General features: G+C 67.9%; 8 protein-coding genes and 1 tRNA gene. All 9 read right to left on the bottom strand.

Features of this window, described 5'->3' with window-relative positions; translation table 11 throughout:
• Positions 1-49: 49 nt before the first annotated feature.
• The 9 genes from ACEN9P_RS15830 to ACEN9P_RS15870 all read right to left on the bottom strand — a co-directional run bounded on the left by ACEN9P_RS15830 (position 50) and on the right by ACEN9P_RS15870 (position 13,712).
• Positions 50-1,021 (bottom strand): dipeptidase, encoded by a 972-nt coding sequence (locus tag ACEN9P_RS15830; protein WP_477712313.1) that lies wholly within the window; start codon positions 1,019-1,021, stop codon positions 50-52.
• Positions 1,022-1,033: 12 nt separating this feature from the next.
• Positions 1,034-2,308, bottom strand: coding sequence for a serine hydroxymethyltransferase (gene glyA / locus ACEN9P_RS15835; RefSeq protein ID WP_495619781.1), 1,275 nt, complete (start codon positions 2,306-2,308; stop codon positions 1,034-1,036).
• Positions 2,309-2,320: 12 nt separating this feature from the next.
• A complete protein-coding gene (locus ACEN9P_RS15840; RefSeq protein WP_495619782.1) occupies positions 2,321-2,974 on the bottom strand; it encodes a sarcosine oxidase subunit gamma in 654 nt (217 codons plus the stop codon).
• Positions 2,967-5,963: a sarcosine oxidase subunit alpha family protein gene (locus ACEN9P_RS15845; RefSeq protein ID WP_495619783.1), complete on the bottom strand. Its 2,997-nt coding sequence runs from the start codon at positions 5,961-5,963 to the stop codon at positions 2,967-2,969. The genes ACEN9P_RS15840 and ACEN9P_RS15845 overlap by 8 nt, the downstream gene beginning before the upstream one ends.
• On the bottom strand, positions 5,960-6,268 hold the full coding sequence (locus ACEN9P_RS15850; protein ID WP_413325329.1) for a sarcosine oxidase subunit delta: 309 nt from the start codon (positions 6,266-6,268) through the stop codon (positions 5,960-5,962). Before ACEN9P_RS15850 ends, ACEN9P_RS15845 begins: the two co-directional genes overlap by 4 nt.
• Position 6,269: 1 nt before the next feature.
• Positions 6,270-7,529 (bottom strand): sarcosine oxidase subunit beta family protein, encoded by a 1,260-nt coding sequence (locus ACEN9P_RS15855; protein ID WP_495619784.1) that lies wholly within the window; start codon positions 7,527-7,529, stop codon positions 6,270-6,272.
• A 197-nt stretch (positions 7,530-7,726) separates the two neighbouring features.
• Positions 7,727-7,801 (bottom strand) — tRNA-Arg (locus tag ACEN9P_RS15860).
• Positions 7,802-7,866: 65 nt separating this feature from the next.
• Entirely contained in the window at positions 7,867-11,784 is a 3,918-nt protein-coding gene (locus ACEN9P_RS15865; RefSeq protein ID WP_495619785.1) for a translocation/assembly module TamB domain-containing protein, read from the bottom strand.
• The gene (locus tag ACEN9P_RS15870; protein WP_495619786.1) at positions 11,784-13,712 is read right to left on the bottom strand and encodes an autotransporter assembly complex protein TamA; all 1,929 of its coding nucleotides are present in this window, start codon (positions 13,710-13,712) and stop codon (positions 11,784-11,786) included. The genes ACEN9P_RS15865 and ACEN9P_RS15870 overlap by 1 nt, the downstream gene beginning before the upstream one ends.
• Positions 13,713-13,829: the final 117 nt, after the last annotated feature.

The following is a 13,829-nucleotide window of genomic DNA, read 5'->3' on the forward strand; positions in this document are numbered from 1 at the left end:
ATTGGAAGAAGGCAAAGAAAGCAAGAACAACCCTGTCGGGGAGTGTGAACTACACGCCCCACACCTCACCAAAAACACGGAGCCAGTTGCGCCCCATGACCTTTGTGATCTTGGCCACCGGCCAGCCCGCGCGTTCCATGGCGGCTGTCAGGTTGGGCATTTCGCCGATGGTGCGTATGCCCAGCGGGTTTTGCACGGTGCCGAAATTGGTGAGGCGGCGGAACTGCCCCTTGTCGTGGGTCAGCATGTCGAAGAATTCCTTGCCATAACCCTGGGTGTGGTCGGTTCCCACGCCTACGCAGTCTTCGCCCACGATGTTGATCACATAGTCCAAGGCTTCGACGTAGTCCTCCACCGTGGCTTCGGGGCCGCGCTTGAGAAAGGGAGGAAACATGGTCACGCCGATAAAGCCGCCGCGGTCGGCGATGAACTTGAGCTGCTCGTCGCTCTTGTTGCGCGGGTGTTCCTTCAGGCCGGCAGGCAGGCAGTGGCTGTAGGTGACGGGCTTCTTGGATTCGAGGATGGCTTCTTCCGAAGTCTTGGCGCCTACGTGTGACAGGTCCACCATGATGCCGACGCGGTTCATCTCGCCGATGACTTCGCGGCCGTAACCGGAGAGGCCCCCGTCGCGCTCGTAGCAGCCGGTACCGATCAGGTTCTGCGTGTTGTAGCAAAGCTGGACCACGCGCACACCCATGTCGGCAAAGGCTTCGACATAGCCCAGTTGGTCTTCAAAGGCGTGGGCGTTCTGGAAGCCCAGGATGATGCCGGTCTTGCCGTCTTTTTTGGCCTGCTCGATGTCGGCCGTGGTGCGCACCAGCGACAGCAGGTCGCTGTTTTCGCGGATGGACTTCTTCATCTCGGCGATGTTGTGCACCGTGCTCTTGAAGTCGTCCCACACCGAGACGGTGCAATTGGCGGCGCTGAGGCCGCCTTTTTTCATGTCCTCGAACACCTCACGGCTCCACTTGGAGATGATCAGGCCATCGATGATGAGGGAGTCTTGGTGCAGCGTGCTCATGGTGTTTGTCCTTTAGGCGTACAGAGGGAAACGGGTGGTCAATGCTTTGACGCGGGCATAGACCGAAGCTTCTACGGAGGAGTCGCCGGCGGGGTGGGTCTTCAGGCTGTTGAAGACTTCCAGCATCAGGCGGCCGACTTCTTCAAACTCGGCCACGCCGAAGCCGCGCGTGGTGCCGGCGGCCGTGCCGACGCGTATGCCGGAGGTGATGGTCGGTTTCTCGTCGTCGAAGGGAATGCCGTTCTTGTTGCAGGTGATGCCGGCGCGCTCCAGCGCCACCTCGGTGGTATTGCCTTTGAGGCCCAGGGGGCGCAGGTCGACCAGCAGCAGGTGGTTGTCGGTGCCGCCGGTCACCAGGTCCAGGCCGCCGGCCTTGAGCACTGCACCCAAAGCTTTGGCGTTGGCCACGACCTGCTGTGTGTAGGCCTTGAAGCCCGGTTGCAGCGCTTCGCCAAAGGCCACGGCCTTGGCGGCGATGACGTGCATCAGCGGCCCGCCTTGCGAGCCGGGGAAGACGGAGGAGTTGATCTTCTTGGCGATCTCCGCGTCGTTGGTCAGCACCACGCCGCCGCGCGGGCCGCGCAGGGTTTTGTGGGTGGTGGAGGTCGTCACGTGGGCGTGCGGCACCGGGCTGGGGTAGACGCCGGTGGCGACCAGGCCGGCGACATGGGCCATGTCCACCATCAGGAAGGCGCCGACCTTGTCGGCAATCGCGCGAAAGCGTGCCCAGTCGATGGTGCGCGGGTAGGCGGAAAATCCCGCGATGATGAGTTTGGGCTTGTGCTCCAGGGCCAGGGCTTCGACCTCGTCATAGTCGATCAGCGAATCGGCGCGGCGCACGCCGTACTGCACGGCCTTGAACCACTTACCCGAGAGCGCCGGCTTGGCGCCGTGCGTCAGGTGGCCGCCGGCCGACAGCGACATGCCCAGCACCGTGTCGCCGGGCTGCACCAGCGCCAGCATCACCGCGGTGTTGGCCTGCGCGCCGGAGTGGGGCTGCACATTGGCGAACTCGCAGCCGAACAGCTTGCACAGGCGTTCAATCGCCAGGGCCTCGACCACGTCCACATGTTCGCAGCCGCCGTAGTAGCGCTTGCCGGGATAGCCTTCGGCGTATTTGTTGGTCAGCACCGAGCCCTGGGCTTGCAGCACGGCCTGGGAGACGATGTTTTCCGAGGCGATCAGCTCGATCTGCTCGCGCTGGCGCTGCAGTTCGTGGTCCATGGCCAGGCTGACGGCCGGGTCGGCCTGCGCCACGCCTGTGGAAAAGAAAGCTTCAGTTTGCATGGGGACGCTCTTTCAAACGATTTCTAACAAGGGGGTGAATAGCGGGTCGGCACAGTGCGCCGGGCTGGTGATGCACAGGCGGTAGGGTTTGGCGGTGCGCTCCAGCAGGCGCCAGGTGTAGTCGGCGAAGCTGCGGCGGAACACCAGGACCACACCCTCGGTGTCGGTGCGCACCACGGTGAAGCCGGTCTTGGAGGCCACGGTGCTGGCGCAGCGCCCCACGGCCAGGCTTTCGTAGTCATAGGGGCCGAGCTGGCGCAGCAGCAGCAGGTGGTCGGGGCCGCTGATGCGCAGCGCCGTCAGGCCGCCGCTGTTGTCCACCACCTGGGCGAACACGTCTCGCAGCGCAGTCGTCAGCGCGGCCAGCAGGGCATCGCGGGCCGAGCGCTTGCAGGCCAGCAGCCATTCGTCGGGCGAGACCCACAGCACCGCGCCGGCAGTGGTGGCCACGACCGACATCGGCCGGGTCGGCAAGGCCTGGCCCAGCACGCCGGCCACGCCTTGCATGAAGGCGGTGTCGTCGGCTTTGCCGCGCAGCACGATATAGCCCAGGTGGGGCAGCTCGCTCATGGCCACGCGGTTTTCTTGGGCGGGCGCCGCCGCGCGGGCGGGCAGGCCGAAGGCGTGCAGGGGGGATTCCAGCATGACGTTGGGGGGGTTAAACATTTTGGCGGTCGCCTTTCAGGTCCACGAACACGCTGCCGCTGACCTTGGCGGGCGTGACCTTGCCGTGGGCGTGCACATACAGGGTCTGCTCCTTGCGCTGCAGGCCGCCGGCGACCACGGCCATGGCGATGGAGCGGCCCAGGAAGGCGCTGTGGTAGCTGGAAGTCACATGGCCCAGCATCTGGTTGCTTGCGCCGGCGGTGGGGCTTTCCATGATTTGCGCGCCTTCCACCAGCACGCTGGCCGGGTCTTCGGGCAACAGCCCCACCAGCTGCTTGCGGCCTTCGCGGGCCGTGTCGCTGCGCGACAGCGAGCGCTTGCCCAGGAAGCTGAAGGGCTTTTTCATGCCGACGGCCCAGGCCATGTCCAGGTCCATCGGGCTCATGGAGCCGTCGGTATCCTGGCCGACGATGATGAAACCCTTTTCGGCGCGCAGCACGTGCATGGTTTCGGTGCCGTAAGGCGTGATGTCGAACTCGGCGCCGGCGGCCATCACCGCCTCCCACAGCGCGCGGCCGTAGCCGGACTCGACGTTGAGCTCATAAGACAGCTCGCCCGAGAAGCTGATGCGGAACACGCGCACAGGCAGGCCGTGCACCGTGCCCGCGCGCCAGTCCATGAACTTGAAACTGTCGGGCGAGAGGTCGATGTCGGCGCAGAGCTTGGCCAGCACCGCGCGTGATTTGGGCCCGACCAGGGCGATGGTGGACCAATGGTCGGTCACCGAAGTCATCCAGACCTTGAGTTCCGGCCATTCGGTCTGGTGCCAGCGCTCCAGCCAGTTCAGCACCCGGGCCGCGCCGCCGGTGGTGGTGGTCATGTAGAACTGGTTTTGCTCGATGCAGGCGGTCACGCCGTCGTCCATCACCATGCCGTTTTCGTCCAGCATCAAGCCGTAGCGGCATTTGCCGACGGCCAGCTGGGTCCAGGCATTGGCGTAGATGCGGTTCAGGAATTCGCGCGCGTCCGGGCCGTCGATCTGGATCTTGCCCAGGGTGGAGGCGTCCATCACCGCCACGCCGTTGCGGGCGGCCAGGCATTCGCGGGCGACCGCGGCATGCAGGTCTTCACCGGGCTTGGCAAAGTACCAGGGCCGCTGCCATTGGCCGACCGGCTCCAGCGCCGCGCCGCGCGCCACATGCGAGGCATGGATGGCACCGTAGCGATTCGGGTCGAACAGCTCGCCGGACATGGTGCCGGCCAGGGCGCCCAGGCTGACCGGCGTGTAGGCCGGGCGGTAGGTGGTGGTGCCGACCTCGCTCACAGGGCGCTTGAGCGCACGGGCCGTGATGACAAAGCCGTTGACGTTGGACAGCTTGCCCTGGTCGGTGCCGAAGCCCAGCGCGGTGTAGCGCTTGACATGCTCGATCGAGTGGTAGTTTTCGCGCACCGCCAGTTCGATGTCGGCGGCGCTGACGTCGTTCTGGTAGTCGACAAAAGCCTTGGCGCCCGCGCCTTCGGCCTTGCCGTCGGGCAGGCGGAACATGGGACGTGGCTGCAGGCGCCGGGGCTGGGGGCAGGACGGAACCGGCAAGGTTTCGGTCTTGCCGCAGGCGGCCAGCACCTTCTGCATCGCCTGGGTGGTTTGCGCCAGTGCGTCGGCCAGCTCGAAAGCGCCGGTGACCGAACCGGCGCAGGCAACACCTTTGCGCCCCGTGTGCGGCGCCACAAAGGCCGCGAGGGACTCGTCCCACTGCGGGCGGCTGCCGTCGTGGCAAAACAGGTGCACCGTGGGCGACAGGCCGCCGGAGCTCAGCACCACGTCGCAGGCCATGAAGCTGCCGGCGCCGGTCGCTTCGTCGCGCGTGGGATGCAGGGGCACGAGCCTGACGCCCTTGACTTCGCCGCCACCGGTGGCTTCGGCAATGCAGTGGCCGGCCATCACCGTGTAGCTGCTGTTGCGCGCCACCGCGCTGTGGCGCACGTCGGCCACGGTGACCTGGGCGCCGGCCTTGGCCAGGCTTTCGGCGCAGTCGTGGATCAGGTCGCTGGTGCCGCAGATCACCACGCGCTGGCCGACACGCACGCCGTAGCGGTGCAAAAAGGTCTGGCCGGCGGAAACCGTCATCACGCCCGGCAGGTCGTTGTTGCCGAACACCAGGGGGCGCTCGATGGCGCCTGTGGCCAGGACCACCTGGTGGGCGCGGATCTTGTGCATGCGGTGGCGCGGCAGGTGGGCCTGGCGCTGCCCGGGCGCGATGTGGTCCTGCAGCAGCTCCACGGCCTGCACCAGGTTCTGCTCATACATGCCGAAGGCGGTGGTGCGCACCAGCACCGTCACATGCGGCATCTCGGCCAGGGCGGCCTGCACCGAGCGGATGTAGGCCTCGCTGCCGCGGCCGTCGATCTGCGCGTTGGGGTCGGACAGCAGCCAGCCGCCGAGTTCGTTCTGCTCGTCCAGCAGCAGGGTCTTGAGCCCGGCGCGGCCGGCTTGCAGCGCGGCCAGCAGGCCGCAGGCGCCGCCGCCGACGACCAGCACGTCCACGTGGTGGTGCAGGTGGTCGTAGTCCTCGGGATCGGGTTCGGCCGGCGCGTCGCCGAAGCCGGCGAACTTGCGGATCACGGTTTCATACAGCGGCCAGAGCTTTTGCGGCCACTTGAAGGTCTTGCTGTAAAAGCCGGCCGGCATGAAGCGCGAGCCCTGGCCCAGCACCGACTTCAGGTCGAAGTCCAGCGAGGGCCAGCCCGAGGTGGAGCGGGCGCTCAGGCCTTCATAAAGCTCGGCCTGGGTGGCCTTGACGTTGGGCGTGGTCAGCGCGCCCGTGCCCAGCTGCACCAGCGCGTTCGGCTCTTCCGCGCCCGCGCCTATGATGCCGCGGGGACGGCCGTACTTGAAGCTGCGCGCCATGCGGCGCACGCCATGGGCCAGCAGGGCGGAGGCCAGCGTGTCGCCGGGGTGGCCGCTGTAGTCGCGGCCGTCAAACGTGAAGTTGACCGTGCGCGTGCTGTCGATGCGCGTGCCGGCCTGGGGAACCCGGGTGCCGCTCATTGGGTTTGCTCCTTGGCCATGTCGGCCAGAAACAGCGCCTTGCCTTCGGCCAGGGTCCAGGTGCCGGCGATTTCATAGGTGGCGGTGTTGCGCTTCACGGCAAATACCTTGCGGCAGGCCGCGGTGTGCTGCCATTGCTCCCAGAACCAGCCCTTGGTGTTCCTGCGCATGAACACATAGTCGCCCCAGGTGGCATCGTCCACAGCCTCGGGCTGTAGCGGGCGGGGAATATAGGCTTCACCGGCGTTGCTGAACTCTTCTTCGTCCCGCGTTTCGCCGCAGTGGGGGCAGTGCAATAAAAACATATCAGTGGGCGACGCCTGCGGCGCCGTGTTCGTCGATGAGGTGGCCGGTGTGGAAGCGGTCCACGGAGAAGGATCTGGCGAGCGCGTTGGGCTCGCCCTGGGCCAGCATGTCGGCAAAGACATGGCCGGAGCCCGGCGTGGCCTTGAAGCCGCCGGTGCCCCAGCCGCAGTTGAAGAACAGGCCTTGGACTGCCGTCTTGGAAATGATCGGGCAGGCGTCGGGCGTCACGTCCACAATGCCGCCCCATTGGCGGTTCATGCGCACGCGGGAGAACTGGGGGAACAGCTCGATGATGGCGGCGGCCGTGTGCTCGATCACATGCGGGCTGCCGCGCTGGCCGTAGCCCAGGTAGCTGTCGATGCCGGCGCCTATCACCAGCTCGCCTTTATCCGACTGGCTCAGGTAGCCGTGGACCGCGTTGGACATGATCACGGTGTCAATCACACGCTGCATGGATTCGGACACAAAGGCCTGCAGCGGGTGGCTTTCCAGCGGCATGCGCAGGCCGGCCATTTTGGCCAGCACCGATGAATGGCCGGCGGCCACGCAGCCCACGCGCTCGGTTTTCACCATGCCCAGGTTGGTTTGCAGGCCGCGGATCTTGCCGCCGGAGATGTCCATGCCGGTGACTTCGCAGCCTTCGATCAGGTCCACGCCCAGGCGGCTGGCGGCGCGGGCAAAGCCGCGCGCCACGGCGTCGTGGTGGGCAATGCCGGCGCGCGGCTGCCAGCTGGCGCCCAGCACCGGGTAGCGGCGGCTGCGGCTGCAATCGAGCTGGGGAATCTTTTCTTTGACTTCCCGCGCGTTCAGCACATGGGCGTCTATGCCTTGCAGCGCATTGGCGTTGACCCGGCGCTCGATGTCGCGCATGTCCTGCAGGGTGTGGCCCAGGTTGAACACGCCGCGCTGGCTGAACATCACGTTGAAGTTCAGGTCCTCGGTCAGGCCTTCCCAGAGCTTGAGCGAATGCTCATAAATGGCAGCCGACTCGTCCCACAGGTAGTTGGAGCGCACGATGGTGGTGTTGCGCGCGGTGTTGCCGCCGCCCAGGTAGCCCTTTTCCAGCACCGCGATGCGCCCGACCTGGGGATGGTTTTTGGCCAGGTAGTAGGCGGTAGCCAGGCCATGCCCGCCGCCGCCGACGATCACCACGTCGTAGGACGGCTTCAGGGCCACCCGTTCCCAGGCGGGTTCCCAGGTCTGGTGGTTTTTGAAGCCATGCTTGAGCAGGCTCCAGAGAGAGTAGTTTTGGCCGCGCATAGTCGCTTGTGGGGAGGTCCAATGAATCTGCGCTCATTGTTGGATTTCCCAGATGCGCGAACTTGCGCCCGGCAGACGCACACTTGCTCAAATCCGACATGGTGTCGGTTTGCTTATCTTCGGGGGGTATCGGGCCAGGCCGACGGATTGCCGGGCCGGGAGGGCTGGCAAGGGGAGCGGGGGGGCGGTTGAGGTTTTGGTACCACCAACAGGAATCGAACCTGTATCTAGCGCTTAGGAGGCACTCGTTCTATCCATTGAACTATGGCGGCACTTCTCGGGGAGAAGCCGTGATTGTATTCGGTGGCGGATGCCTTCCAGGCGCCTGGGTTTTGCCTCAGTCATAGGGCACGGTGAAGATCAGGTCCACCGCGCTTTGCTGGCCGGCCTGGGCGCGCACGGTGAAGCGTTGCGACAGGTCGTAGAACACATACAGCGTGCCCAGTGCGCCCGAGATGGTGCGCTCGTAGGCCGCATAAAAATTGCGAGAAAAGCGCTTGCCCAGGGTCAGGGCGCTTTCGGTGGTGCTGCCGTCGGTGTTGCTGGATGCGCCGCGGTAAGACAGCTCATCGAGGCCCAGCGAGGCGGCCAGGCCGCCCGACATGCCGCCTGTGCCTTTGCTGCCCAGCAAGGCCAGGGCCGCCTGCTGCAGCATGGCGGCCTCGGCGCCGCCCGAGGCGGAGGAGCGCCCCACCACCAGCCAGGAGAGTTTTTCGGCATCGGGCAGTTCGGGCTGGGCGTAGAGGCGCACGCGCGGCAGCAGGGCGGTGCCGGTGATCTGCACGCCCACGCGCTGCGTGAGGTTGGGGCGTATCGCCAGGATGTCGAGCGTGGGGTTGTCGATGGCGCCGGTAAAGCGCAACATGCCTTGCTCCACGTCCAGGCGCTGGCCGTAGGCGCGGTACTGGCCACCTGCGGTGTTGATGGTGCCGTTGAGTTTCGGCTCGCGCAGGTTCTCGCCGCTCAAGGCCAGGGTGCCGCGCACGCGCGTGTCTATGCCCTTGCCCTGGATGCGGAAGTCGCGGCCCAGGTCCAGCTCCACGGCCAGCTTGACGGGCCTTGCGTCGCGGTCTGTGGTGTCGGCGCTGGTCTGCGCGGGTGCCTTCTGGCCGGCCGCCGCGCCGCGTGTGCTGCGCACCACCACGTCGTCGCCCAGCTGGGGCGTGCCTTCGTCGGGCAGGATGATGCGGGCCTGGTCGACCAGCAGCTTGCCGGTGAGTTCGCTCTGCTGGCCCTTGAGGCCGGCCTGTATCTCGCCGGAGACGGTGATCTGCCGGTCCGTGCGAATGCTGGCGCGCAGGCGTTCTATCTTGGCGCTGAGCTGAACCTGCGGTTTGCCGTCCACCCAGCCGGCTTCGCCCTGCGCCGTGAGAATACCGCCCGTGCCCTTGTCGCCCGCGCCCTGCAGCGTGAACTCGTTGATGCGCATGCGGGTGCCGTCGAGCTTGGCGCGCAGCCGGCCGTTGCCGAATTCAATGCCGTCGACCACCGAGCGCAAGGCCAGGTCGTCGGCCTGCAGGTCGCCGGCCAGTTGCGGCGCGGCGCGTGTGCCGCTGATGGCGACGTCGGCGCCCAGCGAGCCGCGCAGCCGCCAGCCGGGCGGCGCGAGCACCGACCACACGCCTATGCGCGGCAGCTGGGCGCGCAGCTGGCCGGCCAGGGGCGCATCCGCGGGCCAGAGCCAGCCGCCGCCGGCCGCGGCTGGCGCGCGCGCCAGGCGTGTGCGCAGTTGGCCGTCGGCGGTGCCCGCGCGTTCGCTGTCCCAGCGCAGCGCCAGGCTAACGGCCTCGCCTTCGCTGGCCAGCGAGAGCCGCGCTTCCTTGACGCCGGCCGCGACGCGTGCCGACGTGCCTTGCGCGGTTTCGGCCTGCACCGTGATGTCGCCGCTGCTGCGCGCGAGGCTGGCCTTGAGGCGCAGGCTGTCGCCCAGCGTGGCGTCCCAGTCGCCGTCCAGCAGCAGGGTGCCGCCCAGGCCGGCGCCGGCCATTTGCGGGCCGGCAAAGAGTTCTATCCAGGCCAGGGGCAGGCCGCTGAGCTTGCCGGCGGTGACGAGTTCGCGGCCCGGCCGCCAGCGCAGCGGCTGCCAGGCCAGTGTGGCCTGTGAGGGTGTGGGGGCGCCTGAAGTGCCCGAAGTGCCGGAAGCCGGTGCAATCAGCAAGGCCTCGCCGGCGCCGCTTTCAAACGTGCCGCCGCTGCGTGCCGGTGTCCATTTGAGCGGCACGGCGCCGCGCGTCTTGAGCTGCCAGGCGCCTGTGCCGAGCGCGGGATCTTGCACGCCGAGGCTCAGTTGCTGCAGCAGGCCTTGCCAGGGTGATTCGGCCAGCGGCGTGCTGCGCGCCGCACCGCCGCGCCCGCCCTGGGCCGCGAGCTGCAAGGTGTAGCGGCGCGTGCCGGCTTCCAGGCGGCCCTGGGTGTTGAGCTGGGCCTGGCTCAGGCGGCCCGAGAGTGTGGCTTGCAAGGCGCGGACCTTGAAGGCCTCGGTGTCCGCCGCCGCCATGCGCCAATCGAGGGATGGCAGCTCCAGCCGCGCCTGCAAGTCCGGGTCCTGCCAGCCGCCTTGCCAGCTCGCCTGCAGCTCGGCGCTGCCGGTGGCCGCGGCGGATTTCAGCGCATCTGGCATGCCCGGCAGCTTTTGCAGCCAGCGCAGGGCTTGTGCCATATCGCGGCCGCGCAGGCTCAATTCGCCTTTGCCACTCGTGGGACGCAGTTCGCCTTGCACCTGGGCGTCCAGCCCGGGCGCTGTGAGTACCAGCTTGCCTTTGCCGCCTTGCGCTGCGGGTTGGGCCTCAAGGTTTCCGTTCAGTTCGGCGTCGTCGCTGCGTACACGCAGGGCCGAAAGCAGCAGGGTGCCGCCGGCTTGCTCGCCATTCCAGCTGCCGGTGGCGCTGGCATCGCGCAGGCGCAGCGCGCCCAGGGGATTGTTCTTCGCGGCCGCATCGTTGCGCGCCGCCTGCAGGTTGGCCTCAAGCGCAATGGCGGTGCCTTGGCTGTGGGCCTGGGCTTTGCCGTCCAGCGGCAGCGGGGCGAGCTGGCTGTGCAAGAGGGCGGGGTTGACCTGTTGCAGGCTGGCCTGCATTTTCCAGGCGGGGGTTTTGGCTGTAGCGGCCCCCGCTGGTGCATCGGCCCATTCGCCGCTGGCCAGCAGCTCGCCGCCGCCCAGCCTGGCCTTGAGCGTGCGCACCAGGGCCGCGCCGCCGCGCCATTCACCCTGGGCCTCGAGGCGTTCCAGCGGCAGCTTGTGCTGGTCCCAGGGGCCGGGCTGGCTGTTGGCGAGCTGCAGCTGCAGCCCCCATGCGGAAACGGATGACACCGGAGCGCTGTCCGCCGGCCGCACGCCGGCACTGCCTGTGAGCTGGGTTTGCGGGCCGTCGGGCCAGAAGGCGGCGACGTCAAGGTCGCGAAATGTCGCATCGGCCTGCGGCAGCGGCTGCGCGGCCCAGGGCATGACACTGGCCGTGGCGTTGGCCTGGGGCCGCGGCTGGTTTTTTTGCGCGGCGGCGTTTTCCATTTGCAGCTCGGCCTTGAGCAGCAGTTCGGTGAGCGGGCCCTTGGCGGTGGCCTTGAAGGCCAGCGGCACCCTGGTCTTGCCGCCAGCAAACCCGGGAAGAGGCGCATCAAGCGCGCCGTCAAGGCTCGCATCAAGCTGCAGCTTGCCGTGCGCGGCGAGCGTGGCCTTGCCGCTGTAACGGCCTTGTGCGACCTGCGCGCCCAGCAGTTCAAGCTGGTGCGAAAAGCCGTTGAAGGCATAGTTTCCGCGTATGCCCGACGCGGAAAAATCCGCGCCGCCATGCCATTGGAATTGCCCGACAGAAAAGCCTTCGAGCAGCACCGGCAGCGGCAGCCCGAGTGCCGAGGGCGGCACCGAGGGCTCGGTGGAGGGTGGGCGCTGGTCGTCGACCCGCACGCTGGCGGCGGCCAGGCGATTGACCTGGAGTGTGCCCTGCAGCAGCGACCAGGGCTGCCAGGCCAGCGTGAGTTCGCGCAGGTCCACACGCAGGCCGTTTTGTTGCCAGACCAGTTGCTCAATGCGGCCGCCGGCGCGCAAGGAGCCTGTGACGCCTTCGGCGCCCAGCGGCTGCGAGCGGGCGATCCAGCCCAATGCGGTGGCCAGCGAGCCGTCGGTGCCAGCCCACCACCAGGCGCCGCCTGTTGCGGCCACGGCCAGTGCGACGACGCTGCCCGCGGCCCAGGCCGCGGCGCGCAGCCGGCGCCGCGGAGGGCGAACGGATTTGGTGGGCGTGGTGGATGCGTCCATCAGAAAACAAATCCCACGCTGACGTGCAGGCGCAGCTGCTTGGCTTTGACGCCATAGGCCACATCCATCTGCAGCGGGCCTATGGGGCTTCGCCAGCGCATGCCCGTGCCTATGCCGACGGAGGGTTTCATGTCCTTGGGGTTGTCGGCGACGGCGCCCGCGTCGATGAAAAAAGTGTTCTCCCACTCGCTGGGCCGGCCGTCCCGCAGCAGGGGGCGCTGGTATTCGACGCTGCCCACGGCCATGTAGCGGCCCGGCCCTGTGACGCCGTTGTCCAGCTTGATGCCGATGTCGCGGTAGCCGTAGCCGCGCACGGTGGTGTCGCCGCCGGTGCGAAACAGCAGGGTGCCGGGAATGCGGGCCGAGTCCTTGGCGATCACGGCGCCGCCTTCGGCGCGCATCGCGATGCGGCCGCGCTCCAGCGGCACAATGCCCAGCCAGCGGCCCACGGCGCGTGTGAAGGGCAGGTGCTGCGTGCCCATGGTGCTGCCGCCGCCGAGTTCAAAGCCCAGGCCGTAGCCCTTGTTCGGGAAGGGCAGGCTGTCGAAATAGCGGCCGGTCCAGACATAGTTGACCGACACGGCAGAGCCGTCGCCGATGTCGGCGGCGCTGCTGTTGAGCTGGCCGCTGCCGCTGACGCTGGCCCTGTCGTACTGCACATACATATTGCGGTCTATGCGATCGCCGGCCTGGGTGCGGCCAAAGCGCAGGCGGCTGGAGCGCGTGACCAGGTCGTCGTCGTCGACGCGCTCGGTGCGCGCCAGTGCCACCCAGCGCCAGTTGGATTCGTCGGGAATGGAGGTCCATTCGGTCTGCGCGTAGGGCGCCTTCTTTTCAAGCTGCAGCTTGGTGACGGCGCGCCAGTTGGTGCCCGGCACGCGCTGGTGGGTGTGCTCGACGGAGGCGCGCGGGCCGCTGTCGGTGGTCACACCCACGCCCAGGATGACTTTTTGCAGCCTGGCTTCGCGCACCTGCACCTGCACGGGCGCGGCGTTCGGGTCGCTTTCGGGGTCGACAAAGATATAGGCCGAATCGAAGTAGCCGCTGGAGGCCAGGCGCAGCTGCGCTTCGTTCAGCTGGTTCTGGTCGTAGGGCGTGCCCGGGGTCAGGCGCGCCAGGCGCGGCACCAGCACCGGGTCGTAGCGCTCCACGCCGCTGACCTGCAGCGGGCCCAGGCGGTAGAGCGGGCCGGAGTCGAGCTTGAGGCTGAGCGCCGCGCTGTTGGTGGGTGCATCCACGTCGGCGAGGCTGCCGGCCAGCTTGCCGGCCGGGTAGCGTCGCGCCACCAGCTCGCGCAGGGCTTGCGTCTTGGCGCCGTCCCAGGCGTCCTGGGTGAAGCGCTGGCCCGCGGGCAGGCGCCAGTCGCGCTCTATCCCGGCGCGCTGGGCTTTGGCGGCCGGGTCGGGGGAGTCGGCGATGTCGCCCGCGAAATCGATGGCGACCCCGCCCACGGTGGTGGCTTGGCCGGGCTCCACGGCGACCACAATGGTCGGCTTCTGGCCGGCCGCGCCTTCGCGCGTGATGTGGATGCTGGGGCTGAAGTAGCCCAGCGTGCCGGCCAGGTTGCGCACATTGCGCTCGGCCAGCACGATGAGGCGCGCGAGTTCGGCCTCGTCGAGGTCGGTCACCGCGCGGTAGCGCTGCAGCTCCAGGTGTTTGTCGAGCAGGTCCTTGAGGGGCTGGGGCGCGCGCACCGTGATGTCGAAGGCCGTGACCTCGGGCTGGGCGCTGGTGGGCCCTGTCGCGCCCTCCGGCGTGGGCCCGGGCGAGACTTTTTCAGGTGGGGGCGGCGGGGCGGGCGCGGTCTGCGTGACGCCGGAAGGCGGCGTTGTGCTGTTGTCCAGGGGCGCAGCCGTCTGCGCGCCGGCCGAGGGCGCCAGCAGGATCGCAAAGAGGGCGAAAGCAGGGATGAAACCGGCGCTAGGCATTGCTCAGTCCTGCCGGGGTGGCCGTCCGTGCGCAGTGGGTACTGTGGGTACGGGTACTGGGGTGGGTCACGGGGGCAGTTTACTTGAGCGCTCTTGTGCCCAAGCGTAGGAGGCGGT

The sequence above is a fragment of the Polaromonas sp. Polasp52 genome (assembly GCF_059491565.1).